The sequence below is a fragment of the Amycolatopsis acidiphila genome (assembly GCF_021391495.1).
Classification (GTDB): Bacteria; Actinomycetota; Actinomycetes; order Mycobacteriales; family Pseudonocardiaceae; genus Amycolatopsis_E; species Amycolatopsis_E acidiphila.
Genome location: NZ_CP090063.1, coordinates 1259645 through 1283483 on the forward strand (window position 1 = coordinate 1259645; position 23839 = coordinate 1283483).

At 70.9% G+C, this 23839-nt stretch carries 21 protein-coding genes and 2 pseudogenes; 12 read left to right on the forward strand and 11 right to left on the reverse strand.

Annotation, left to right across the window (positions count from 1 at the left end; genetic code table 11):
- Positions 1-4: 4 nt before the first annotated feature.
- From LWP59_RS40295 to LWP59_RS06195, 3 genes are read right to left on the reverse strand one after another with little or no spacing between them, the layout of a single operon-like run.
- Entirely contained in the window at positions 5-1858 is a 1854-nt protein-coding gene (locus LWP59_RS40295) for a PPE domain-containing protein (RefSeq protein ID WP_144644581.1), read from the reverse strand.
- 30 nt (positions 1859-1888) lie between these two features.
- Complete coding sequence (locus tag LWP59_RS06190; RefSeq protein ID WP_144644584.1) at positions 1889-2317, reverse strand: hypothetical protein; 429 nt, start codon at positions 2315-2317, stop codon at positions 1889-1891.
- Positions 2318-2337: 20 nt separating this feature from the next.
- On the reverse strand, positions 2338-3180 hold the full coding sequence (locus LWP59_RS06195) for an ESX secretion-associated protein EspG (RefSeq protein WP_144644587.1): 843 nt from the start codon (positions 3178-3180) through the stop codon (positions 2338-2340).
- Between the two features lie 384 nt (positions 3181-3564).
- Between LWP59_RS06195 and LWP59_RS06200 the strand changes: the two genes are divergently transcribed.
- The 4 genes from LWP59_RS06200 to fahA all read left to right on the forward strand — a co-directional run bounded on the left by LWP59_RS06200 (position 3565) and on the right by fahA (position 6934).
- On the forward strand, positions 3565-4089 hold the full coding sequence (locus LWP59_RS06200; RefSeq protein ID WP_144644591.1) for a MarR family winged helix-turn-helix transcriptional regulator: 525 nt from the start codon (positions 3565-3567) through the stop codon (positions 4087-4089).
- A gap of 67 nt (positions 4090-4156) precedes the next feature.
- Positions 4157-5347, forward strand: a complete 1191-nt coding sequence (locus LWP59_RS06205; protein WP_144644602.1) for a homogentisate 1,2-dioxygenase — start codon at positions 4157-4159, stop codon at positions 5345-5347.
- 136 nt (positions 5348-5483) lie between these two features.
- Positions 5484-5762 (forward strand): hypothetical protein, encoded by a 279-nt coding sequence (locus LWP59_RS40895; RefSeq protein WP_373300069.1) that lies wholly within the window; start codon positions 5484-5486, stop codon positions 5760-5762.
- Entirely contained in the window at positions 5759-6934 is a 1176-nt protein-coding gene (gene fahA / locus LWP59_RS06215; protein WP_144644594.1) for a fumarylacetoacetase, read from the forward strand. The genes LWP59_RS40895 and fahA overlap by 4 nt, the downstream gene beginning before the upstream one ends.
- 358 nt (positions 6935-7292) lie before the next feature.
- Here fahA and LWP59_RS06220 read toward each other — a convergent pair whose 3' ends face one another.
- Entirely contained in the window at positions 7293-8069 is a 777-nt protein-coding gene (locus LWP59_RS06220; protein WP_186383578.1) for an MHYT domain-containing protein, read from the reverse strand.
- A gap of 278 nt (positions 8070-8347) precedes the next feature.
- Here LWP59_RS06220 and LWP59_RS06225 point away from each other — a divergent pair, with 278 nt between their 5' ends.
- Positions 8348-9595, forward strand: coding sequence for an IS110 family RNA-guided transposase (locus LWP59_RS06225; protein ID WP_407653125.1), 1248 nt, complete (start codon positions 8348-8350; stop codon positions 9593-9595).
- A 30-nt stretch (positions 9596-9625) separates the two neighbouring features.
- On the opposite strand, the gene LWP59_RS06230 is transcribed toward LWP59_RS06225, so the two are convergent.
- Genes LWP59_RS06230 through LWP59_RS06245 form a run of 4 tightly spaced genes read right to left on the reverse strand, consistent with a single transcriptional unit; the run spans position 9626 to position 13364 of the window.
- A complete protein-coding gene (locus LWP59_RS06230) occupies positions 9626-10207 on the reverse strand; it encodes a GTP-binding protein (protein ID WP_144639698.1) in 582 nt (193 codons plus the stop codon).
- On the reverse strand, positions 10188-10562 hold the full coding sequence (locus LWP59_RS06235; protein ID WP_144639700.1) for a DUF742 domain-containing protein: 375 nt from the start codon (positions 10560-10562) through the stop codon (positions 10188-10190). Before LWP59_RS06235 ends, LWP59_RS06230 begins: the two co-directional genes overlap by 20 nt.
- Positions 10555-11007, reverse strand: coding sequence for a roadblock/LC7 domain-containing protein (locus LWP59_RS06240; RefSeq protein ID WP_144639701.1), 453 nt, complete (start codon positions 11005-11007; stop codon positions 10555-10557). The genes LWP59_RS06235 and LWP59_RS06240 overlap by 8 nt, the downstream gene beginning before the upstream one ends.
- Positions 11004-13364 (reverse strand): HAMP domain-containing sensor histidine kinase, encoded by a 2361-nt coding sequence (locus tag LWP59_RS06245; protein WP_229857840.1) that lies wholly within the window; start codon positions 13362-13364, stop codon positions 11004-11006. Before LWP59_RS06245 ends, LWP59_RS06240 begins: the two co-directional genes overlap by 4 nt.
- A 429-nt stretch (positions 13365-13793) precedes the next feature.
- On the opposite strand from LWP59_RS06245, the gene LWP59_RS06250 reads away from it, so the two are divergent.
- Positions 13794-14390 carry a cysteine hydrolase gene (locus tag LWP59_RS06250; protein WP_222425570.1) on the forward strand — a complete coding sequence of 199 codons (597 nt, stop codon included), beginning with the start codon at positions 13794-13796 and terminating at the stop codon, positions 14388-14390.
- Between the two features lie 43 nt (positions 14391-14433).
- On the opposite strand, the gene ligD is transcribed toward LWP59_RS06250, so the two are convergent.
- Positions 14434-15354, reverse strand: a complete 921-nt coding sequence (gene ligD / locus LWP59_RS06255) for a non-homologous end-joining DNA ligase (protein ID WP_144639705.1) — start codon at positions 15352-15354, stop codon at positions 14434-14436.
- A gap of 307 nt (positions 15355-15661) precedes the next feature.
- Here ligD and LWP59_RS06260 point away from each other — a divergent pair, with 307 nt between their 5' ends.
- Both LWP59_RS06260 and LWP59_RS06265 read left to right on the forward strand, forming a co-directional pair.
- Positions 15662-16480: an ABC transporter ATP-binding protein gene (locus LWP59_RS06260; RefSeq protein ID WP_144639707.1), complete on the forward strand. Its 819-nt coding sequence runs from the start codon at positions 15662-15664 to the stop codon at positions 16478-16480.
- A 28-nt stretch (positions 16481-16508) separates the two neighbouring features.
- Positions 16509-17300, forward strand: a complete 792-nt coding sequence (locus LWP59_RS06265) for an SDR family NAD(P)-dependent oxidoreductase (protein WP_144639709.1) — start codon at positions 16509-16511, stop codon at positions 17298-17300.
- 13 nt (positions 17301-17313) lie between these two features.
- Here the strand turns inward: LWP59_RS06265 and LWP59_RS06270 are convergent, their stop codons facing one another.
- Positions 17314-18711 (reverse strand): MFS transporter, encoded by a 1398-nt coding sequence (locus tag LWP59_RS06270; RefSeq protein ID WP_229857838.1) that lies wholly within the window; start codon positions 18709-18711, stop codon positions 17314-17316.
- Positions 18712-18774: 63 nt separating this feature from the next.
- Here LWP59_RS06270 and LWP59_RS06275 point away from each other — a divergent pair, with 63 nt between their 5' ends.
- Positions 18775-19752, forward strand: coding sequence for a CobW family GTP-binding protein (locus tag LWP59_RS06275; RefSeq protein ID WP_144639711.1), 978 nt, complete (start codon positions 18775-18777; stop codon positions 19750-19752).
- Positions 19749-19874, forward strand: coding sequence for a hypothetical protein (locus LWP59_RS40300; RefSeq protein WP_267903772.1), 126 nt, complete (start codon positions 19749-19751; stop codon positions 19872-19874). Before LWP59_RS06275 ends, LWP59_RS40300 begins: the two co-directional genes overlap by 4 nt.
- A gap of 34 nt (positions 19875-19908) precedes the next feature.
- On the opposite strand, the gene LWP59_RS06280 is transcribed toward LWP59_RS40300, so the two are convergent.
- Complete coding sequence (locus LWP59_RS06280) at positions 19909-20853, reverse strand: RluA family pseudouridine synthase (protein WP_144639713.1); 945 nt, start codon at positions 20851-20853, stop codon at positions 19909-19911.
- Between the two features lie 120 nt (positions 20854-20973).
- Between LWP59_RS06280 and LWP59_RS40600 the strand changes: the two are divergent.
- Both LWP59_RS40600 and LWP59_RS40605 read left to right on the forward strand, forming a co-directional pair.
- Positions 20974-22392, forward strand: a pseudogene (locus tag LWP59_RS40600) (ATP-binding protein); the annotation flags it as partial.
- A pseudogene (locus LWP59_RS40605) lies at positions 22369-23838 on the forward strand (ATP-binding protein); the annotation flags it as partial. The pseudogenes LWP59_RS40600 and LWP59_RS40605, both read left to right, overlap by 24 nt.
- Position 23839: the final 1 nt, after the last annotated feature.

Sequence of the window (23839 nt, forward strand, 5' to 3'; positions counted from 1 at the left end):
CCTTCTACTTCTTCTTGCCCTCTTTGGTCTTCTTCCAGTCACCGATGACCGGCGGGGCGACCACCTGGCCCGGTTCGAAGAGTTCGGGATCGCCCTCGAGGTAGTCGGCGACCCGGTGCTCCTTGTCCTCCTCGCCCTTGCCTCGGCCACCGTGACCGCCCATGCCCGACCCGGACGTGCCGTTGCGGCCCGCGGCTCCCGCGGCTCCCGTGCCACCACGCCCGGCCGCGCCCTCCTCGGCGGCGGCCGCCGAGCCGGAGCTGGCACCGGCAGCGAGCTTGCCACCGCCCGAGCCGGCAGCACCGCCACCGCCGAGGCCGCCGGCGCCCTTCACGCCACCTGCGCCCTCACTGTCGCCGAGCCCGCCGACGCCCTTGAGCGAGCCGGCGCCACCGAGACCACTGCTGCCGCCGAGGCCGGGAATGCCCTTGAGCCCGCTGGAGCCGCCGAGACCGCTCGATCCGCCGAGCCCGGCGCCGCCGACCCCGCTGATCCCACTGGTGCCGCCCAGCGAGTCCAGCCCGCCCAGCGGGTTGCCGGTGGGCGAGCCGGAACCGCCGAGGCGGCTGGCGATGCTGTCGCCGTTGATACCGCCGGAGTAGCCGATCGTCGGCATCCGGGTGGACCCGCCGCCGGCCGAGCTGAGGTCGGTGCCGGTGACCGAGGAGGGCAGCGTGCTGTCCGGAATGGACGGCAGCGAGCCGCTCAGCGAGCCACCCGAGGGCGAGCCTCCGCCGGAGAGTGAACCGCCCGAGAGTCCAGGCACGTTGCCGCCGCCCGACGCGCTCAGCGGCGTCCCGTTCGCCGAGGAACCGCCGTCGAGCGACGGCAGGTTCGCACCGCCGCCCGAGGCGCCACCCGCTCCCGCGCCGGCCAGACCGGCTGGCGTGCCCGCGCCGCCGGGCGCCCCCGCGCCGGTGAGCTGGTCCGCTCCGGCGTCGGGCAGCTGCTGCGTCCCGAACCTGGGGGAGGCCGGTACCGCACCGCCGGACGACATCGGGCTCGCGCCGGACGGCAGGGTCGCCGTCCTCGCCGTGGAGCCCGGCAGCTTCGGCGGCGCCGGGAACGCCGGCGTCGTGGTCGCCGAGCCGACCGTGTCGTCGTACTGCGACATGATCCGCGCGGCCTGCTGGCGCGAGGCCTCCTGCTGCCGCAGCGCCGTCTGGTCGACCTGCGCCTGCTGCGCGTACACCACCGGGTCGGTGATGGTCTGCAGACGGGCGTTCGCGGCCTGCACGTCGAACTGGACGGGCGGGTTCGCCGCCATCTGCTTCTGCGTCTCGTTCAGCGCCTGCGAGTGGATCTCCTGCTGACGGCCGGTCAGCGCTGCGCCCTTGGCCGTGGTGCCGAGCCACTTGCCGACGTTGGCCAGGTGCTCGCGTGCCGCGTCCCCGCCCGAGCCCTGCCAGTCGGCCATGCTGTCGCTGATGGCACCGGCCAGGTTCTGCTGGTGGTCGGTGAGCTCGTTGCCCAGCCGCACCCACTCCTCGGAGGTGACCGCGACGGCCGCCGAGTCCGCGTTCTGGCTGATCGCCTCGACCATCTGCGGGTGCGTGGCGTTGTCCCACATCGTGCTCGGCGCGGTGCCGTTGTCCCGTATCTCCAGGCCTTCGTCGAGGTGGTTGCGCGCGTTGGAGATCCGCTGCTCGTAGCGCTTCTGGATCTCCTTGTCGCGCGCCAGCGGGGTGACCACGTCGCCGAGCCAGCCGTGCGCGATGTCGTCGTCTACCTGCCGGGTGACCTCGGCGCGGATCTCGTCGCCCGAGGCGACCTCGGAGCCGACCGGCCCGATGTAGTACGGCGAGCTGGGGTCCGCGGTGATGTCGTCGAAAGCGCTACCCGGTGCGGACAAGGCCACGATCGTTCTCCTCCGTGTGCTTCTCGGGCGTCAGGCCTGCTCGGTGCCGACCCGGGTCAGGGTGGTGCCGGTGTCGCCGTCCTGAGACTGGTAGTTCGACTTCGCGAGCTTGATCGCCTCGATGTAGGTGGGCAGCTCCGCCTTCGCCTGCTGGAGCTGGGTGAGCAGCCCGCGGTCGTCGGCCGCGGTCCGGACCATCACGTCGGACACCCACTTCGACGTCGCGGTGGTGCTCAGCGGCGGCGCCTGCTGGAACTGCTGCAGCGCCGACCAGCGCGCCTCGAGGCTGTCGATGATGCCCTGCAGCGCCTGGATCATCCGGTCGCCGGTCGTCTCGTCGACGGCGAAGCCGCCGGTGGTGGCCATCTGCTTCAGCTCGACGCCGCTGAGCAGGCGCCGGGACTCGGTGACCGCTGTCGCCTGCTGCCTGACCTGCGCGGTGGTGTCGTCGTCGCTCATTCTCCCGTGCCCTCCCGAACTCAGTAGACGGCGGAAATCAAGGTGCGGACGCCCTCGGCGACGTCGGTGAACCCGGCTGGAACATACCGGGCGGTGAGCGTGCCCGACCCGTCGGTCGAGGTCTGGACCAGGTAGCGGCCGGCCTCGGTGTCGAGCCAGGTCAGTGGTGGCGCGGACCGGCGCTCGCCGTGGCGGCCGCGGCCGCTCGCGGTGAAGTAGCCGCCGCCGAACCGCGGCTCGGCGAAGATCTCCTCGAGAAGCTCGGCGTCGCTATCGCCGCGCTCGGGCACCGCCACCCGGGTACGCACGACCTCCTGCAACTCCAGGCTGCCGAAGGCCGCGGTCTCCTCCTCGTCGAACTCCGCCTCGGCCTGGCGCCGCGCGGCCATCGCCGAGCGGGGCCTGTCCTCGCGGTGGGAGATGCTCAGCGGGCCGGTGGGCGCGGGGTCCATCGCGGGCAGCGCCTGGGCGATGGTGCGGACCAGTTCCTCGTCGGGGAACAGGGAGAACCACAGCCCGTCCTCGCCGTCGGCCTGGCTGATCGCCAGCGCCTGCGCGCCATCGGTCGCGGCGAACAGCGCGAGGTCGCCGTACCGGCTGTCGTTGCCGCTCGCCGTCACCGCGACGCGGTGCTCGCCCAGCAGCTCGAAGGCCAGCCGCACCTGCCGGTTGAGCTCGCCCTGCACCGACAGGCGCCGGTCCTCCAGGTCGAAGTAGACCTGCCGCGCCAGCTTGGCGAAGCGGACCGGATCCACGGTCGTGTTACTGATGCGCAGCGGGAAGACGCGGACGTCCACACCCACCGCGCGCCCGACGACGACGGCCTCCACGCTGCCGAGCGTGAAGTCGAACCGAGACACCATCGACGCTTACGTCACCTTTCCGGGAGCAGATCTCGACAAAACAGCAGGTTTCCCACCGTGAAGCGTTGGCGGTGAGTGTGGCCTCTTCGTTCTTCAGTGTCCCGCGCCAGGGCGGCCCGTGTCGAGCCGCGCACGCCGCGGAGTCGGTGATTCACAGCGCATCGGCGGGCGGCGAACACCGTGGATGGGACGGTCCGCGGCGGATGTTGGTTCACACCTTTCGGTGACATTGCCTCAACGGCCACAGGAGTCCGGGCTGATCGGGCAGTGGTGAGGCGGCAAGACGTCCGCAGAGTCCGAAACGGCTGCGAATGCCGGATTTTCCGTCTCCGAGCCAGCTAGTAAATCCGTGAACTACCCGCTCTCGGCGGTTAGGCTGCTCCCATGGCTGCCGGCGAGCTCGACTTCTGGTCCTTCGTCGAGCTGGCCAACCGCCGCCTCGCCGAGGAGTACGGCTTCCGGCACCAGCTCGCCACCGAGGTCCTGCTGACGCTCAACCGCGCGTCGAACACCGTGACCTACGACCTCGAAGCCAGCGTGCACCGGCCACGCGGGCGCTCCTGGTCCGGGTTCCGCCTGCTGTTCGTCACCTGGCTGGCCGGCCCGCTGGAGGCGAAGAAGGCCGCCGAGCTCACCGGGATGAGCCGGGCGGCGGTGTCCAATCTGGCCAAGACCCTCGTCGCGGACGGCCTGCTCGCGCGGACGCCGGGCGAGCACGACGGCCGTTCGGTGCTGCTCTCGCTGACCGGGGACGGGCGCCGCGAGATGGTCGAGGTGTTCCGCGCGCAGAACGAGCGGGAGTACGAGTGGACGAACGTGCTCACCGAGGCCGAGCAGCGAATCCTGGTGATGCTGCTGGACAAGCTCATCACCAACCGGCACCAGTTCGACGTGCGCGGCCGCAACTGACCCCTTGTTCGTCGCCCAGATAGTACATACATTGACTACATTGGCCGAGCGCGAGGAGGCGAAGGTCATGGCGTACTACCGCCAGGTCGGGCAGGTGCCGCCGAAACGGCACACCCAGCACCGCACGCCGGAAGGCGGCCTCTACTACGAGGAGCTGATGGGGGAGGAAGGCTTCTCGAGCGGCTCCTCGCTGCTGTACCACCGCCACCTCCCCGCCGCGATCGTCGACTCGGCGCGGTGGGAGCTTCCGGACCTGGGCACCGAGGCCAACCATCCGCTCAAGCCGCGGCACCTGAAGCCGCACGAGCTGTTCCCCGGCGAGGAGTGGAAGCGGCACGACGTGGTGACCGGCCGCAGGCTCGTGCTGGGCAACGGCGACGTCCGGATCTCGTACGCCGCCGCCGGGGAGGCGTCCCCGCTCTACCGCAACGCGATCGGCGACGAGTGCGTATACGTCGAGGCCGGCGAAGGCGTCGTCGAGACGGTGTTCGGCGCGCTGCCGTTCCGCGCGGGTGACTACGTGATCCTCCCGCGCGCCACGACGCACCGGTGGGTGCCGCACGGGCTCGTGCGCGCTTACGTCATCGAGGCCAGCTCGCACATCACACCCGCGCGCCGCTACCTGTCGAAGTTCGGGCAGCTGCTGGAGCACTCCCCGTTCTGCGAGCGTGACCTGCACGGTCCCGCCGAACCGCTGCAGGCCGAGGGCGAGGACGTCGAGGTGCTGGTCAAGCACCGCGGCAGCCGCGGCGTCGTGGGCACGAGGTTCGTCTACCCGCGGCACCCGTTCGACGTCGTCGGCTGGGACGGCTGCCTCTACCCGTACACGTTCAACATCGAGGACTTCGAGCCGATCACCGGCCGCGTGCACCAGCCGCCGCCCGCGCACCAGGTGTTCGAGGGCGAGAACTTCGTCATCTGCAATTTCGTCCCGCGCAAGGTGGACTACCACCCGCTGGCCATCTCGGTGCCGTACTACCACTCCAATGTGGACTCCGACGAGGTGATGTTCTACTGCGGCGGGGACTACGAGGCGCGCAAGGGCTCGGGCATCGGGCAGGGCTCGATCTCGCTGCACCCCGGCGGGCACTCGCACGGCCCGCAGCCGGGCGCGTACGAGCGCAGCATCGGAGCCGGGTTCTTCGACGAGCTGGCCGTCATGGTCGACACGTTCCGCCCGCTGGAGCTGGGCGAAGGCGGCCTGGCAGCGGAGGATCCGGGGTACGCGTGGACGTGGGCGGCCCGGGGGCCGGCGTGATCCCCGCGCTGTTCCGCGGCCTGCTCGACGACGCGGCGGTCTTCCCGCCCGGGCTGATGCCGCTGAACGACGCGGTGACCGCGCCGGGCGGGCCGGCGGGGCTGCCGGACGTGCTCGCCCGGGCGGGAACCGGTTGGTGGCGCTGGAAGTCGCGGTCCCGGAGGCGATGCCGCCTGCCGAGTTCTTCGCCGCGCTCGAACCGGTGGACGTGCCCGTGTTCGTCGGGGTCCCGCGCGACGAGCGCCGGGCGGAGGTGCTCGCGCTGCGTGACGGGACGGCCCTGGCGTCCACGGTGGACGAGTCGGCCCGCGCGGCCTTCCGGTCCTTCGGCACCTGCGGCATCATCGAGCCCCTGACCGAGCCGGCGGCGCTGGGCCTGGTCCCGGCGCCCGCCACGGAAGGAGTGACCCCGTGAGGATCGACGTGCCCGAAGGTTCGCTGTTCGGCCCCGCGAACCTGCCCTACGGCGTGTTCTCCACGCCCGGCACCGCGCCGCGGGTCGGCGTGCGCGTCGGGGACTCGGTGCTCGACCTGGCGGCCGCGCTGGGCGACGACGTGTTCGCCGCGCCGACGCTGAACCCGTTCATGGCGCAGGGGCACGAACGCTGGGCCGAGGTCCGGCGGCGGCTGACCGACCTGGTGTCGGCGGAGGTGCCCGGCGAAGCCGTGCACGCCGTGGCTGACGTCACGCTGCACCTGCCCGTCGAGGTCGCGGACTACGTGGACTTCTACGCCTCCGAGCACCACGCGTCGAACCTCGGGCGGCTCTTCCGGCCGGACGCCGAGCCGCTGACGCCGAACTGGAAGCACCTGCCCGCCGGCTACCACGGCCGCGCCGGCACGGTTGTGGTGTCGGGCACCGACGTCGTGCGCCCCCGTGGCCAGCGGAAGGCGCCGGACGAGCCGTCCCCGGTGTTCGGCGAGTGCCGCAGGCTCGACATCGAGGCCGAGCTGGGCTTCGTCGTCGGCACCGGCTCCGCCCTGGGCAGCACAGTGTCCACTTCGGACTTCGCGAGCCGGGTGTTCGGCGCGGTGCTGGTGAACGACTGGTCCGCACGCGACATCCAGGCGTGGGAGTACGTGCCGCTCGGGCCGTTCCTCGGCAAGAGCTTCGCGACGTCGGTCTCGCCGTGGGTGGTGCCGCTGGCGGCGCTCGGGGCCGCGCGCGTGCCGACCCCGGTGCAGGACCCCGAGCCGCTGCCGTACCTGCGGGAACGCGAGCCGTGGGGACTGGACATCGAGCTGGCCGTCACGTGGAACGGCGAGGAGGTGTCGCGGCCGCCGTACCGGGAGATGTACTGGTCGCCGGCGCAGATGCTGGCGCACCTGACGGTCAACGGGGCGGCCACCCGCACCGGCGACCTGTACGCGTCGGGCACGATCTCGGGCCCTGCGAAGGATCAGCGCGGCGCGTTCATCGAGCTGACCTGGGGCGGCAAGGAACCGGTGCGGGTCGGCGGCGAGTCCCGCACGTTCCTGCTCGACGGCGACGAGGTCTCGATCACCGCGACGGCTCCGGCTGCCGACGGCACCCGCCTCGGCTTCGGCGAGGTGCGCGGCCGCGTCCTCCCCAGCCGCGACGGCTGAGGCGCTTCCCGCGGCCACGAGTCGGCCGGCGTCCGCTGCGCGAGCAGCCCGTCGACGAAGGCGCGCAGGCCTTGGCGTAGATGTCCCGCGAGACCAGGCTCGGCCAGCGGCTCCCGAGCGCCGCGAGGTGCGGGAAGCGGGACTCGTCGAGCCGGGCGAAAGCGGTGTCGCGGTACCGCGGCCGGTCCTCGTCGGCGCGGCGCCTGGCGTGGGCCCGGACCAGGATCTCGCCGACCCTGCTGGCCACCCGCGAGGAGCAGGGAGCCGTGGCCGGGGCTGGTCGGCTCGAGCACCGCGCTCACCTTCATGCTCGGGCCGCTGCTGGGCACCGGCCCGCAAGCCACCTCTGACACAGTCCCTAGACCTGCGACACCGTCGGCCTTGGCGCCGGCGTCTCCGGTCGGGAGCCGGGCGCCGGCGCCATCAGGACGGCGCAGATGGGGACCGCGAGCGCCAGCGCGGCCAGCACGAACACCGGGAACAGGAACGAGAACACCTCGACCCCGGACGGGTCCGGCGCGGACAGGTCCAGGTGGACCTCCATCGCCGCCATGCCGGTGTAGTGCATGCCCGTCACCGCGACGCCCGCGACGACGCCCGCCGCCAGCCGGTGCAACGGCTTGTCCACCGCGACGGTGAACCACAGCGCGGCCGTCGCGGCGACGACGGCGATCACCACGGACAGCAGCACCAGCCAGGGGTTGTACCCGATCGTCCCCTTGATCTCCAGCGCCCGCATGCCGGTGTAGTGCATGAGGTTCACCGCGCCACCGGTGATGACCCCGCCCGCGACCAGCCGCCACCAGGCGAACTTCGCCCGCACCCCGAACACCAGCAGCCCGCAGAACACGGCGACCACCGCCATGATCGCCGACAGCACCGTCCACAGGATGTTGTAGCGCACCGGCATCCCGGGCGTCGCGAAGCCGAGCATGGCGATGAAGTGCATGACCCAGATGCCGACCCCGCCGAGGGACAGCGACGCGAGCCCGAGCCAGCCCAGCCGGGTGCGCGCGTCGGTCGCGTACCGCGCCTGCAGCGTGCACGCCAGGCCGAGGGTGCAGCCGACCGCGGACGTGAGGTAGGCGAGCACCAGCAGCCAGTCGCCCATGGCGAAGTGCTGGACGTGATTCATGTCCACTGGGGAAGCCTCCTGGAAGATGTCGGAACTGAGTTGCCCGGCGGTGCGGGTGGCGGAACCTCGGACGGCCCCTCGCGGTGGGACCGCCTCCTCATGACTGCCCTACCTTCTGTGGTGGGTGAGGTAGTCCGTTCGTAGGGTCGGTTCACCCAGGGGTGTCGGGTATGGCTTTCATGACGCTGCCCTCGATGGTTCAGGTGGCTTGGCCGCCTGGCACCCCACGACGACCCGGCCGCTGATTGGGATGTGCGAGTAGATCGCTGTGTAGGGCCATGCCGGCGAGGTCGTCTCCGGGAGGAAAATCCATCGAGTGTGCGGAGGTGACCGTGCCCCAGGTCTGGGCCGGTGTGGATGCCGGGAAAACTCATCACCACTGCGTGGTGATCGACACTGAAGGACAGCGGTTGATGTCGCGTCGGGTCCTCAACGACGAGACCGAGTTGCTGCGCCTGATCGCCGATGTCATCGCGCTTGGCACCGACAACGCGGTGACCTGGGCGGTGGACCTGGCCGACGGCGGGGCCGCTTTGCTGATCGGGCTGCTGGCAGCCCATGACCAGTGGCTGCTCTACATCCCCGGCCGCGCGGTCAACCGCGCAGCCAGTGGCTACCGGGGTGAGGGCAAGACCGACGCCCGCGACGCCGCGATCATCGCAGACCAGGCCCGGATGCGCCGCGACCTGCACCCGATCCGTCCTGGTGACGAGATCACCACCGAACTGAAGCTGCTCACCGGCCGCCGCACCGACCTCGTCCACGACCGCACCCGCACTATCAGCCGCCTGCGGGAACTGCTCACCAGCATCTTCCCCGGCCTGGAACGCGTCCTGGATGTCACCAACACCGGACCACTGGTCCTGCTCACCGGCTACCAGACCCCCGCCGCGCTGCGCCGGACCGGCCAGGCCCGGCTGGAGAGCTGGTTGGGCCACCGCAAGGTCCGAGGCGCCGCCGAACTGGCCGCCAAAGCAATCCAGGCCGCCCAAGGACAGCACACCACGTTGCCCGCCGAAGCGTTGACCGCTCAGCTCATCGCCACGCTGGCCGGGGAGGTGATGGCCCTCAACGAGCAGATCCGCGACACCGACAAGCTCATCGAGGGCCGGTTTCGCCGCCACCGCCACGCCGAGCTGATCACCAGCCTGCCCGGCATCGGCACCTTGCTCGGCGCGGAGTTCCTGGCCGCCACCGGCGGCGACCTGAGCGCCTTCACCAGCGCCGACCACCTGGCCGGCTTCGCCGGCCTGGCACCCGCACCCCGCGACTCCGGCCGCGTCCGCGGCAACCTGCACCGGCCCCAGCGCTATCACCGTGGCCTGCAACGGGTCTTCTACACCTCCGCGCTGATCAGCATCCAGTTCAGCCCCGAATCGCGTCGCTTCTACGACCGAAAACGCGCCGAAGGCAAACATCACACCCAAGCCGTCCTCGCGTTGGCCAGACGACGAGTCAACGTGCTGTGGGCACTCCTGCGCGACGGGCGCTACTACCAACCCGTACCGGTCACCGCCACCGCTTGACATCAGCATTAGGAAGCCACCTCCGGGGAGTCAGTTCGCCGCGGTCAGCTGGACCATGGCGTGTTCGGTGGCGGCGATGAGCGCCTGTTTCGTCGATTCGGTCGAGCGGGCGTCGCAGGTGATCACCGGAACCGCGGCGCCGATGGCGAGCGCGTCCCGGACGTCCTGCACCGAGTGCTGCTGGACGTCGTTGAACTTGTTGATCGCGATCAGGAACGGCAGCCGCCGCGACTCGAAGAAGTCGATGGCGGCGAAGCTGTCGGCGAGCCGTCTGGTATCGACCAGCACGACCGCGCCGATCGCGCCGCGCACCAGGTCGTCCCACATGAACCAGAACCGATGCTGACCCGGCGTGCCGAACAGGTAGAGCACCAGGTCGTCGGCCAGCGTGATCCGGCCGAAGTCCATGGCGACGGTGGTGGAGGTCTTGTCGGGCACGGCGGTCAGCTCGTCGATCCCGGCCGAGGCCGCGGTCATCACGGCCTCGGTGCGCAGCGGGATGATCTCCGACAGCGCGCCGACGAAGGTGGTCTTGCCGACCCCGAAGCCGCCCGCGACGATGATCTTCGCGGAGGTGATGCCCGGCCTCGGGTCAGAGTGTGCGTAGTCCACTGAGGACCCTTTCCAGCAGGTCGTGTCGTTCGTCCCAGGACGCGTTCTCGGAGAGAGTGTCCCGCACGATCACCCAACCGGAACCGAGGAGATCCGCTACGAGCACCCTGGCCACCTGGAGCGGCACCGTCAGGTGCGCCGCGATCTCGGCCATCGACCGTGGTTGCAGGCACAACTGGGTCACCATGGACAGCGGGCTCGCGCGGTTGAAGGGCACCGTACGCCCCTCCGGCGTCGTTTGGACCAGGGCCTCGATGGCGAGCTCGACCGTCGGCCGGGTCCGGCCCTCGGTCCAGGCGTAGGGGCGCGCCAGTGACGGGCCGGACCGGCCGCCGGGCGGCCCCGGGTCACTCACGGTCCCGCCTGCCGCCCCCGATGGAGGCGCCCCGCGCCGGCGGGCCTGCCAGCTGGCGCAGCGGGGTGTCGACCATCTTGCCCACCCGGTCGACCAGCAACGTCATCTCGTAGCCGACGAGGCCGATGTCGCAGCCGGGGCTGGCGAGCACGACCAGGTTCGAGCCGTCGCCGACGCTCATCAGGAGCAGGAACCCCTCCTCCATCTCGATCACCGACTGCACGACCCGGCCCGCGGTGAACAGCTCGGAGGTGCCCAGCGCGAGGCTGGACAGCCCGGAGGCGATCGCGGACAGCTGGTCGGCGCGGTCCCGTGGCAGGCTCTGCGACGCGGCCACGAGCAGCCCGTCGGCGGAGACCAGTGCGGCGTGCGCGACGCCGGCGACCTCCTCGGTGAACGCGGAGACCAGCCAGCTCGGGGACGGCGCGGTCGGTGAGTGCGTCACGATCTCTCCTCGTTCGCGGTGCGCTGCCTGGCCGCCCGCATTCCGTTGTAGTGCCTGGACAGGTTGTTCCGGACCGCGGCCGGGTCGCGGAAGTCGCCGGGTTGCACCCGCGCCTTGCCCTCGGGGCGGGGCAGCGCGGCCCCGGGCGCGAGCTGCGCACCCGGGGTACGGGTGGGCAGGCCCGCGGAGCTGACGACGCTCGACGCCGGTGACTGCACCGCGGTCTCCGCGGCACGGCGGGCGTCGTCGGCCGGGGTGACCCAGTTCTTCGAGGTGGGCGCGGTCTCCGCCGGCGCGTCGGGGTCGTGCTCGGTGAACCAGTTGGAGACGACGCGGTCGAAGATCGGGGTGCGGACCTGTGGCTGGACCGGCACCGACGGGCGCGGCGCGGAGTACGCCGAGCCGTTGACCGCCGAACCGTTGACGGCCGAGCCGTTGTAGGCCGAGCCGTTCACCCCGGCCGTCACCGGGACGCGCGCCGGGGCGCCCTCGGCGATGATGAGATCGCCGGGCAGGTGCACGCTCGCGGTGACCCCGGTGCGCCCCGCGCGGGTCAGGGTCGGGCGCAGCCGCACCGTGACCCCGTGGATGGCCGCGAGCCTGCCGACCACGAACAACCCCATCCGCCGCGCGGTCTCCGGGCTCACGATGTCGCCCGAGGCGAGCCGCTGGTTCGCCGCGTCGAGGTCCTCGCCGGTCATCCCGAGCCCGTTGTCGACGACCTCCACGAGCAGGCCGCCGTCGCTGCCGCGGTCCGCGGTCAGGTACACCTTCTCCTCCGGCGGGGAGAACCTCGTCGCGTTCTCCAACAGCTCGGCCAGGATGTGCACGACGTCCGCCGCGGCCTGCGAGCGCACGGCGCCGTTGGGCACGTTGACGAGCGAGACCCGCCGGTAGTCCTTGACCTCCGAGGTCGCGCCACGCAGCAGTTCGACCATCGAGACCGGGCCGGTGTCGCGGCGTGCCGGGCTGCCGCCCGCGAGGACCTGCAGGTTCTCGCCGTTGCGGCGCAGGCGGGTCGCGAGGTGGTCGAGGCGGAACAGCTCGTCGAGCCGCTGCGGGTCCCGTTCGTCGGACTCGAGCCCCTCCAGCACGGTCAGCTGCAGCTCGACCATCGACTGGCTGCGCCGGGCCAGCGTCATGAACATCTCACTGACCTGCTTGCGCAGCTCGGCCTGCTCACCGGCGAGGCGCACGGCCTGGCGGTGCATGTCGTCGAAGGCGTGCGCCAGCTGGCCGATCTCCTCCTCGGTGTTGATACCGACGGGCTCGACCGAGTCCCACGACACCACCTCGCCCTTGCGCACGCGTTCGATGGTGTCCGGCAGCCGCCGGTGCGCCGCGTCGAGCGCCGCCTGGTGCAGCCGCCGCACGGGCGAGACGAGCGAGCGCGCCATCATCAGGGCCACCGCGAGCGCGGCGAGCAGTGCGCCGATCACCAGCGCCGTGTCGCGCAGCGCGGTCGAGCGGGCGGTGTCGGTCTGGCTGGAGATCGACGTGCTGAGCGAGCCGAAGGTCTCGGTGACCAGGTCGCCCAGCCCGGCGCTCTCGGTGGCGATCGGCAGCAGCAGCGAGCTCAGCTCGGCCCTGCGGTCGGTCGCGAGCGAGGACTGGAGCACGGCGCGGCGGTCGGTGGCCGAGGTGGTCGCGGAGTTGAACCGGGCCGCGGCGTCGGTGCCGAGCCCGCGCTGGACCTGGCCGTGGATCACCGACTCCTCGGCGGCGGCCTGTGCCGCGGCGGCCAGCACGGCCTGGTCCGCGCCGTCCGGTTTGATCGAGCGCAGCAACGCTTCCTGCACTGCGAGTGTCGTCCGCAGCTGGACCAGTGAGCGCGCGGTGTTCGCCGTCGCGTCGAGTGCGCTGTCGCCGGCCCCCGCGATCAGACCGGGCACGAGCTCGGCGAGCGAGTAGACGATGTCGCGGTAGCCGGAGGTGGCGCCGACCGGATCACCGCCCGCGTTCGCGGTCCGCAGGCCGGCCAGCCTGCCCAGCGCGGTGCTCAGCGCGCGGCCGCTTCCGGCGGGCAGGCCCGCGAAGTCGGCGTCGTGCTGGACCGCGGCGGCCTTCGCGTCGACCGCGTCGATCTCCGCCGTGGGCGTGGCGCCGGCGGTCGCCGAAGCCATCGCCACCATCTCCTGGTCCACCAGGTCGGCCAGGTCCGACACCCCCTGCACGACGGACAGCTGGTCGCGCACCACGCTGAGCCTGCTCGCCTGGTCCAGCTCCGAGCGCACCCGCGCGCCGGCCAGCGTGAGGGCGACGATCACCGGCAGCAGCAGGACGACGGAGATCTTGGTCCGGAGACTCCAGCCGCCGGGTGGCCAGGCCGCCCGGCCGGGCCGCGGCGGAGCCGGCACGGTTTGTTCCATTCGACGCCGCTCGATTCGTGAACTCACGGAAAACCGACAGAATTGAAATGGTCCCCCCGGATGGACCAAATCGCGTAGGAGACAACCGCAGACCGGGTCGCGTTGTCAAGCGTTCAAGCGGAGTAACGGCAGGTGCGGAATTGGCGGAACGACCCGTTTCGGCTCCGGTAGGTGACGGGTGATCAACTAGTTGTGCCAGCAGGCGGGGACGAGAGGGTGCACAGGCACAGAAAGCGGTTTCCCGGTCACGGACGGTGCGGGCGGGGGTCCGCCGGTATTCGCCGGAATTTAATTCGATCTCTCGCAAATGGCGGCAGTAATACCGGCAGGAGGTCATTTCCCGCGGCGCCCCGGTGGTTGTTTATTTTCCGGGTCGGCGGTATCGCGGTGATCTCGCGTCGGCGCTAATCTCGGACCGTGACAGCAATCGGGCGGGCCGTGCTGGCCCTGCACTGGCAGGTCAACGTCATCTCCCCGGACGGGTTCTTCGGCGGGCTGCTCGGCGAGCCGGTGGCCCGCAGCGGGGTGGTGGGCCGGGCGGTCCGGTTCCACCAGGCCGCGCGTGCCGCCGGACTGCCGGTGATCTTCACCCGCTTCACGATCCCCGAGGGGGAAGGCGAACTGGTCCGCAACACCGGGTTCATGCGCGCGGTGGGGGAGGCGCAGGAGGCGTTCCGGCCCGGGGCGCCGGGTGCGCAGCTGATCCCGGAGCTGGCCGGGCTGGCGAGTGCGGTGGTGGACAACCAGAAGTTGTCCGGGCTCGCGGGCAACGGGCTGGCGCGGGAGCTGCGGTCGCAGGGCGTCGACACGCTGCTGATCACCGGTGTCGCGACGAACCTGACCGTCGAGCAGACCGCCCGGCACGCCACCGACCTGGGCTTCACGGTGCACGTCGTGAGCGACTGCGTGACGGCCGCCGACGAGACGACGCAGGCCGCCTCGCTGGCGAACCTCGAACTGACGACCGCGGGCTGCCTCGCGGCCCCGGACGCGCTGGCGCAGGTGACGGCCTAGCTGTTGCCATGAGCCGTGCTCGGCGTCATTCCCGCCCCGCTCCCTAGCCGCGCCTCGGGCGGGGGAGGGCCGTGCGAGTGTCCGGCAGCCCGGCGAACAGGTCGCCAAGGCGGTCCACCCGCTCCAGCGTCTCCTCGCTCGCGAACGTCATGTCCGCCACCCGGCGGCACGCGCGCACCTCGTCCCAGGTGACCGGCGTCGAGACGGTCGGCAACTCCCTGCCCCGCAAGGAGTACGGCGCCACCGTCGTCTTCGCCGGGTTGTTCTGGCTCCAGTCGATGAACACCTTCCCCGGCCGCAGCGCCTTCGCCATCTTCGCCACGACCAGGTCGGGATGCTCGGCGGCCAGCAGCTCCGCGAGCGACTCGGCGTACTCCGAGGGCGCCTCCGGCCGGCGGGTGCGGATCGAGCAGTAGAGCTGAAGTCCCTTGGAGCCACTGGTCTTCGCGAACGCCGTCAGCCCGTCGTCGGCCAGCACCTCGCGCAGCCACCCCGCCACCCGGCAGCATTCGACGACCGTCGCGGGCTCACCCGGGTCCAGGTCGAACACCAGCAGGTCCGGGTTGCGCCGGGCGTCCTTCGGCCCCACCGTCCACTGTGGAACGTGCAGCTCCAGCGCCGCCAGGTTCGCCGCCCACACCAGTGTCGGCATGTCGTTCACCAGCGGGTAGGCGTTGCTGCCCTCGCCACGGCGCCGGCTCTCCAGCCGCGCGGTCTTCACCCACTCCGGCGCGTGCCGTCCGGCGTCCTTCTCGTAGAACGGCTCGCCGCGCACGCCTTCGGGGAACCGCCGGAACGTGGCGGGCCGCTTCCGCAGATGCGGCAGCATGACCGGCGCGATCCGGGCGTAGTAGTCGATCACGTCGCGCTTGGTGAACTCCGCGGCCGGGTACAGCACCTTGTCCAGATTGGACAGCGTGAGCCGACGGCCCGCCACCTCCACCGTGATCCGTTCCCCGGCCATGGCTCCACCCTGCCGCACCGCGGCGGCGCTCGCACGGGGAGGACGGGGTGGTCCCCGGCGGGGCAGGGGAGCCCGCCGGGGACCGCTCGACGCCACAGCGCCCCGAGGGGGAGGAGGGCACTGGGCTGCCGGTGAGTAAGCGCTTTCAGCTCGCCCACCCGCCCAGTGTAGAACCGAACTCGGAACGCGCACAGCGATCCGCCGCCCCCCGGCCCGGCATGGCCTGCTGACCAGGCCGGATGGGAAGCGGCGCATACACTGCGTTATTCGGTGTCCGGCGCGTCGTGACGGATGGTAAGGAGAACGCATGCCCAAACCCGTGTTCGCGCAACCCGACCCGGCCGGCCCGGCGATCGGGCTGACCGGGGTCACCGTGCACGTGCGCCGGGTGCCGCTCATCGAGGACGTCGACTGGCGGGTCGAGTACGGCCAGCACTGGGTCGTGCTCGGCCGCAACGGCGCCGGCAAGACCACGATGATGTCCGTCGCCGCGGCGCAGCGGTTCCCCAGCGCGGGCACCGCCGTCGTGCTCGGCAGGCGGATGGGCAGGGTGGACCTGCGCGACCTGCGCACGCACATCGGCCTGGTGAGCCCGAAACAACGCCTGCCGGACGAGGAGAACCACATCGCGCACACGGTCGTGCTGACCGGGCACAGCGGCAGCGTGCTCCCGCTGTGGGAGCGCTACGACCAGCCGTTGCGCGACCGTGCGACGAAGCTGCTCGAGCTCGTCGGCTGCGCCGAGTTGGCCGATCGTCCGGTGCGCGTCTGCTCGCAGGGCGAGCGCGCCCGCGTCCGGCTCGCGCGTGCGCTGCTGGCCGACCCGCTCCTGCTGATCCTCGACGAGCCGTTCGCCGGGCTCGACATGCCCTCGCGCGAGGACCTGCTCGAAGCGCTGCACACCCTCGCCCGCGCGCAGCCGGAGCTGGCGACCGTCACGGTCACCCACCACCTCGAGGAGATCCCGGCGACCACGACGCACGCGTTGTTGCTGCGCAAGGGAAAGGTGCTGACCGCGTGCCCGGCCGAGCGGACGGTCACCAGCGAGCAGCTCTCGACGTGCTTCGAGCGGGCGCTGGACGTGCACCGGATCAACGGCCGCTGGACGGCGCACGCCCGCGTTTGACCGGCCGGCGGCGGGTATCCCAGCCACCGTGACGGACACCACGGGCAAACCACTGGCGGTCGTGACCGGCGCCTCCACGGGGATCGGGCGCGAGCTGGCTAAGCAGTTCGCCGAGCACGGCTTCGACCTGGTCATCGCGGCCGAGAACGCGGAGCTGGACGACGCGAAGCGGGAGATCCCCGCGCTCGGCGCGCAGGTCGACGCCCTGCGCGTCGACCTCGCCAAGCCCGAGGGCGTGGAGGAGCTGGTCGGTCACGTCGGCGGCCGGCCGGTGACGGCGCTGGCGCTCAACGCCGGGGTGGGGGTCGGCGGCTCCTTCACCGACGGCGGGTCGCTGGAGGACCAGCTCACCATCGTCGACCTCAACGTGCGGTCGACCGTGCACCTGGCCAAGCGCGTCATCCCGCGGATGGTCGAGCAGGGTGGCGGCCGCGTGCTGTTCACGTCCTCGATCGCGGCCAGCACCCCCGGCCCGTTCCAGTCGGTCTACCACGCGTCGAAGTCCTTCGTCGGCTCGTTCGCCCAGGCGCTGCGCGAGGAGCTGAAGGACACCGGCGTGACGGTGACCGCGCTGATGCCCGGCCCGACCGACACGGAGTTCTTCACCCGCGCCGGGATGGAGGACACCAAGCTCGGCGCCGGCCCGAAGGACGACGCGGCCGAGGTCGGCAAGGAGGGCTACGAGGCGCTCATGAACGGCAAGGACCACGTGATCACCGGCGCCCGCAACAAGGTCCAGGCGAAGGTCTCGCAGCACAGCCCGGACACCCTCGCGACCAAGATGACCCGCAAGATGTCCGAGCCGGGCAGCGCGAGCTGAGCCGGCGCCGTCCTCAGCGCTGGGCGCTCACCACGTCGCGGGCCTCCTGCCTGCTCTCCACGATGGGCGCCGAACCGTCGAGTGGCCGCCGTGCGGTCTCGCGGGTGAGCAGGATGCAGATCGCCCCGACGACCCCGGCGGCCATCAGGTAGTAGGCGGGCCAGTTGAGGTCGCCGGTGCCCGCGACGAGCGCGCTCATCACCGCCGAGGTCGTGCCGCCGAACAGCGAGACCGCGATGTTGAACGAGATCGAGAGCCCGCCTGCCCGGATGTGGGTCGGGAACATCGCGGGCAGCGTCGAGGGCAGCACGGCGGAGAAGCAGATCAGGATCAGCCCCGTGATGAGCAGCCCGGCGAGCGTCCGGACGTCACCGCCGGCCTGCAGCAGCAGCACCGCCGGCAGCGACAGCACGACCAGCCCGACGCAGCCTGCCAGCACGACCTTCCGCCGGCCGACCTTGTCCGACAGCCGCCCGAGGAACGTGATCACCACCATCAGCACGACCAGCATCACGATCTGCAGGACCTCCGCGGCGGTCTCCCCGGTACCGGTGTGCCCGTGGCTGGGCAGGGTGTCGGTGAGGTAGGTCGGGAAGTAGCTGGTGAGCATGTAGTTCGTGACGTTCCAGGCCAGCACGAGCCCGCCGCACAGCAGCATGACCCGCCAGTAGTCGACGAAGACGGTGCGGTACTCGCTCTTCTTGGGCTTGTTCGCGTCCCCGGCCTTCTTCATCAGCTCCGCGAACGCGGGCGTCTCCTCCAGCTTCAGCCGCAGGTAGAGGCCGACCACGCCGAGCGGCAGGGCGATCAGGAACGGGATCCGCCAGCCCCAGCTCAACAGCTGGTCGGTGCTGAGCACGCCGCTCAGCACGGTCGCGATCGTCGCGCCGAACGCGTAGCCGGTGAGCGTGCCGAACTCCAGCCAGCTGCCGAAGAACCCGCGGCGCCTGTCGGGCGCGTACTCGGCGATGAAGGTCATCGCGTTGCCGTACTCGCCGCCGGTGGACACGCCCTGGATCAGCCGCGCGAGCAGCACCAGCAGCGGCGCCGCGATGCCGATCTGCGCGTAGCTGGGCACCACGCCGATCACGAACGTGCCCGCGGCCATCAGGATCACTGTGATCGAGAGCACGCGTTTGCGGCCGATCCGGTCGCCGAGCGGGCCGAAGAACAGGCTGCCGAACGGGCGGATCAGGAAGGACACGGCGAACAGGCCGAACGTGGCGATCGTGCCCATCGCCGGCGGCAACCCCGAGAAGAAGACCTTGGTGATCGTCGTCGCGAGGTACCCGTAGACGCCGAAGTCGTACCACTCCGTGATGTTGCCGACGGCGGCCGCCCCCACGGCTCTGCGCACCGTTGCGGGGTCGGCGATGTTGACGTCTTCGAGCCGCAGTTTTCCATTTTGCACGGTCTGGAGTGCCCCTCCGGTGGTCTGCTGAAACCTTTCTGGTTACCCGTTAACCTGGCGATTATGCATCCCCCGGTGCCCGTCCTCGTGCTGGCGGGCTTCCTCGGCGTGGGGAAGACCACCCTGCTCAACCACCTGCTGCACAACGACCGGGGCGTGCGCATCGGCGTGCTGGTCAACGACTTCGGCGCGATCAATGTGGACGCTCTCACCGTCGCCGGTCAGGTTGACGCGTCGGTCTCGCTGGGCAACGGCTGTCTCTGCTGCGCGGTCGACGCGAGTGGGCTCGACAGGATGCTCGACCGGCTCACCCGGGCGGGTGGGCTCGACCTCATCGTGATCGAGGCGAGCGGGCTCGCCGAGCCGCGCGAGCTGGTGCGGCTGGTGCTGTCCGCGGAGCACGAGGGGATCGAGTACGGCGGCCTGGTCGAGGTCGTGGACGCGGCCGAGTTCGAGGCGACCCGCGCGCGGCATCCGGAGCTCGACCGGCACTTGGCGTTCGCGGACCTGGTGGTGCTGAACAAGATCGACCGCGTGGGCGCCGAGGACGTGGCGCGCGTGCGGGAGCTGGCCGGAAAGCTCAGCGGTGGCAGGCCGGTCCTCCCGGTCAGCCACGGCGGGATCGACGTCACGCTGCTGCTCGACCCCGTCGCGCGCCCGCGGCCGCCGGTCGAGCAGCTGTCGTTCGACGAGCTGCTCGAGCACGGCGACCATCTGCACGCGGAGTACCAGACGGTGGCGTTCGAGACCGCGGCAGTGCTGCACCCGCGGAAGTTCCTGCGCTTCCTCGACGAGCGGCCCGCCGGGCTCTACCGCGCGAAGGGCACGGTCGACTTCGGTGAGCGGTTCACGCTGCACACCGTCGGCCGTTTCCTGCGCTTCGAACGCGCCGAGCGCGCGGCGGGCGGAACTTCGCTCGTGCTCATCGGCACCGGGCTCGACGAGGAGGCGCTGCGGGCCGCGCTGAACTCGTGCGTCGAGCCGGACCCGGACTCGATCGAACCGAACGCGATGCTGCGGGTGTGGAGGTACACGTCGTGAGCACGTTCGAGGAGTTGCCGGCCGAGGGCCGGGACTTCTCCTGGTTCGACGGCCGTGTCACGGAGGAGTGCCCGGTGTGCGCGCCGTGCGCGCGGCGGTTCCTGATCGAGGCGAGGGCGTGACGTCCCAGCACTGCAAGGGTTTTCGCGGAAAGAGCTAGCCGAAAGGGGATCGCGATTCCCACTCGGCGAGGGATTCCCAGGCCTGCAGGGTGCGGCGGCTTTCGAACCGGCGGTGCTCGCCGGTGAGCGGATCGGGGAACTCCAGCGTCTTCGCCAGCAGCTGCAGTGGCCTGCTGAAGTCGTGCAACGGGGTTTCCCGCACGACGGGGTAGAAGCGGTCACCCAGGATCGGGACGCCGAGTGCGCTCATGTGCACCCGCAGCTGATGCGTCCGCCCGGTCGCCGGCACCAGCCGGTACCGGCCGATCCCGCCCGCGTGCTCGATCAGCTCGACGTGGGTCTCGGCGTTCGGCGGGCCCGGAACCTCCTCCGCCGTAACGGTTCCGCGTTCCTTCACGATCCGGCTGAGCACCGTGCGCGGCAGCTCCAGCGCGGGGTCGAACCGCGCGATCGCCTCGTACTCCTTGCGCACCCGGCGGTCCCGGAACAACGTCTGGTACGCGCCGCGGTGCTCGCGGCGGGTGACGAACATCAGCAGCCCGGCGGTGACCCGGTCGAGCCGGTGCGCCGGGCTCAGCTCGGGCAGCGCGAGGTCGCAGCGCAGCCGGACCAGCGCGGTCTCGAGCACGTGCTGCCCGCGCGGGATGGTCGCCAGGAAATGCGGTTTGTCGACCACCACGAGGTTCTCGTCGGCGTGCACGACCGAGATCTCGAACGGCACCGGGACCTCGTCGGGCAGGTCGCGGTGGAACCAGACGTACGCACCGGCCTTGAACGGTGTTTCCGGCGTGACCGGCCCGTCCAGCCCGACGATCCGCCCCTCCGCCAGCATCTCGTCCAGCCGTCCCGGCGGCAGCCGCGGGATGCGCTCGACGAGGTGGTCCCGGATCGTCGCCCACGGCCCCTCGACCGGCAGTTTCATCCGTGCCGGGTCCAGTCCGTTGCGCGGCGGCAGCGGGGCTTCGGGCCTGCGTCTCACGGCCTCGAGGGTACGGCACGCGCCGAGAAGCACGGTTCTGTCCGACCGGTCCGATACCCTGTCCTATCGTGGCCCGCCCCTTCGAGACCACATAACGCCACGACCTGGGAGTAAGACCCTGTGACCGCTTCTGCTGAGCCCCTGTACGGGGCCGACGACCTCACGCACCTCGAGGGACTGGAAGCCGTCCGGAAGCGACCCGGGATGTACATCGGGTCCACCGACAGCCGCGGGATCAACCACCTCTTCACCGAGATCGTGGACAACTCCACCGACGAGGGTGTCGCTGGTCACGCCGGCCGCGTCGTGGTGACCCTGCACGCGGACGGCAGCGTCCAGGTCGACGACGACGGCCGCGGCATCCCCACCGACAAGCACGCCAAGTCCGGGCTCTCGGGCGTCGAGCTGGTGCTGACCAGGCTGCACGCGGGCGGCAAGTTCGGCGGCTCGGGCTACAAGACCTCCGGCGGCCTGCACGGTGTCGGCGCCTCCGCGGTCAACGCGCTGTCGCACCGCTTCGACGTGACGGTCAAACGGGACGGCAAGGTGCACGAAATGTCCTTCGCGCACGGCGTGCCGGGTGTGTTCGACGGCGCGGGCCCGAAGGCGAAGTTCACGCCGCAGCCCGGGTTGCGGGTCGTGGGCAAGATGAAGCGCGGCGAGAAGACCGGCACCTCCATCCGGTACTGGTACGACTCCCGCTACTTCGAGACCGGTGCGAAGCTCGACGTCGAGGGCGTCCGCGACAAGCTGCGCAACACCGCGTTCCTCGTGCCCGGCGTGGAGTACGTGCTGCGCTCCGCGACCGAGGACGCGATCAGCGAAGAGAAGTTCGCCTACCCCAACGGCCTACGCGACATGGTGGACTTCCTGACCCCGGACGGCGACAAGCCGGTGTCCGGCACGCTGATGATCACCGGCGAGGGCACCTACAAGGAGAACGCCGCCGACGAGAACGGCGTGATGAAGTCCAATGTGGAGCGACGGGCCGAGGTCGAGGTCGCGCTGCGCTGGAGCACCGGCTACGAGCGCACGGTGGAGTGCTTCACCAACACGATCCGCAACGTGCATGGCGGCACCCACCGCCGCGGCTTCGACCGCGGCGCGGTGAAAGCCTTGCAGGAGGCCATCTCCAAGACCCGCGGGCTGCTCAAGCCCAAGGAGGACATGCCGGGGGTCGACGACGTCCTCGAGGGCATGACCGCGGTCATCCACGTGCGCATCCCCGAGCCGCAGTTCACCTCGCAGACCAAGGACGAGCTGTCCACGGCGGGGATCACCCGGGTGCTCCAGGGGGTGGTGGAGAAGCAGCTCAAGGCCTGGACCGAGGACCGCAAGACCAAGTCCGAGGCCAAGATCGTGCTGCAGAAGGTGGTCGACGCCGCGCGCGTGCGGCTGACCCAGAAGCAGCAGAAGGACGCGGCCCGCCGCAAGACGGCGCTCGAAGGCGCGGCCATGCCGCCCAAGCTGGTCGACTGCCGCACCACGGGCGTCGCGCGCAGCGAGCTGTTCCTGGTGGAGGGCGACAGCGCGCTGGGCTGTTTCACGGCGGACACGAGGGTCGCGCTGGCTTCGGGGGAGAGTAAGTCCTTCGCCGAGCTGGCCGGCGACTGGGCACGAGGCGTCACGCATTTCGGTTATACGACGAACAAGGCGGGCAGGGTGGTCGTGGCACCGCTGGTCGAGCCGCGTCTCACGAAGCGCGATGCGCCACTGGTGCGGGTGACCTTGGACAACGATGAGTCCGTCCGCTGCACCCCAGACCACCTCTTCCGGCTTCGGGACGGCTCCTATCGGCGAGCCGACCAACTCACGGCCGGTGACTCCCTGATGCCGCTCTACCGGTCCGTGTCGTCCAAGGCGAAGGGCGACAAGCTCGACGGGTACGAGCGCGTCTGGATGAACGATCGCGACGAGTGGGTCTACACCCACTACGTGGCGGACGCCCACAACCTCCGGCAGGGTCTGGACAGCGCTGACAACGGCAACGTCCGCCACCACGTCGACGTGAACAAACGCAACAACGATCCCCGCAACCTGCGGCGGATGACCTGGGACGACCGTGCCGCACTGCATGCCTCGATGATGGGGCAGCACGTTCACGACGGTTACCGGGAGTGGCTCGGTCGTGGTGGCCTGGAGTTCAAGTCGGCCATGCTGTCAGCTCAGTGGGAGGACCCGGCGTTTCGCGAGGCTTGCCTGGCACGGCTGGCGAGGCTGAACGACGATGCCGACTTCCGTGCTCGGATCGAACAGGGCTTCCAGGACTGGTACGCCTCGCTCAGCGATGACGAACTGAGTGCGTATGCCGAGCGCATGCGGGAGCGACAGGCGGCGTACTGGGCGCGCTCGGAGAACCGCGCCGAGGCTGCCGAGCGCGTCCGGATCTTCTTCGCGCAGCCGGGGCGCCGGGCGGAGTGGAGCGAGCGGTCCAAGGAGCAGTGGCAGGACGAGGATCTGCGGGCGTGGCGGTCGAACAAGACGGCCGAACAGTTCTCCGATCCGAGCGAGCGGGAGCGTCAGCGCGCGGCGGTCATGGCCTGGCATCAGGAGCATCCGGAGTTCGGGCTGCGGCACTCGTTGCGGATGAAGCTGCGGTTGCGCGACCCGGAAAACGGGCACCTTGCGAAGGTTCAGGAGGGCCGCGCTCGTTATGTGTCGAGTGTGCCCCGCGCGGACCGGGTCGCTCAGCAGACCGAGGGGCGCCGCATCGCGGCGCTCAGGCGGCTGGCCGGCGTGCTGTCGGAGCCGGACTCCGAACTGGCCGAGGCATACGAAACCCAGCGCCTGCGCACGGCTCGAACGGGGTTGCGCTTCGACCGCCTGCTGGCGCACTACGACGGTGACTACGCCCGGCTGCGTGAGGCAGCGAGCCTGGTCAACCACCAAGTGGTCGCAGTGGAGAAACTGACCGAGACCGCGGACGTGTACGACCTGACCGTCGAGGGCTACCACAACTTCGCGCTCGAAGCGGGCGTCTTCGTGC

Excerpts from the sequence above, each read along its gene's own strand:
- LWP59_RS06220 (WP_186383578.1), bottom strand. The coding sequence starts at position 8,069 with ATGAATCACGTCCAGCACTTCGCCATGGGCGACTGGCTGCTGGTGCTC.
- LWP59_RS06260 (WP_144639707.1), top strand. The coding sequence starts at position 15,662 with ATGCCCAAACCCGTGTTCGCGCAACCCGACCCGGCCGGCCCGGCGATC.
- LWP59_RS06195 (WP_144644587.1), bottom strand. The coding sequence starts at position 3,180 with ATGGTGTCTCGGTTCGACTTCACGCTCGGCAGCGTGGAGGCCGTCGTC.
- LWP59_RS06200 (WP_144644591.1), top strand. The coding sequence starts at position 3,565 with ATGGCTGCCGGCGAGCTCGACTTCTGGTCCTTCGTCGAGCTGGCCAAC.
- LWP59_RS06190 (WP_144644584.1), bottom strand. The coding sequence starts at position 2,317 with ATGAGCGACGACGACACCACCGCGCAGGTCAGGCAGCAGGCGACAGCG.
- LWP59_RS06225 (WP_407653125.1), top strand. The coding sequence starts at position 8,348 with ATGCCGGCGAGGTCGTCTCCGGGAGGAAAATCCATCGAGTGTGCGGAG.
- ligD (WP_144639705.1), bottom strand. The coding sequence starts at position 15,354 with ATGGCCGGGGAACGGATCACGGTGGAGGTGGCGGGCCGTCGGCTCACG.
- LWP59_RS06205 (WP_144644602.1), top strand. The coding sequence starts at position 4,157 with ATGGCGTACTACCGCCAGGTCGGGCAGGTGCCGCCGAAACGGCACACC.
- LWP59_RS06275 (WP_144639711.1), top strand. The coding sequence starts at position 18,775 with ATGCATCCCCCGGTGCCCGTCCTCGTGCTGGCGGGCTTCCTCGGCGTG.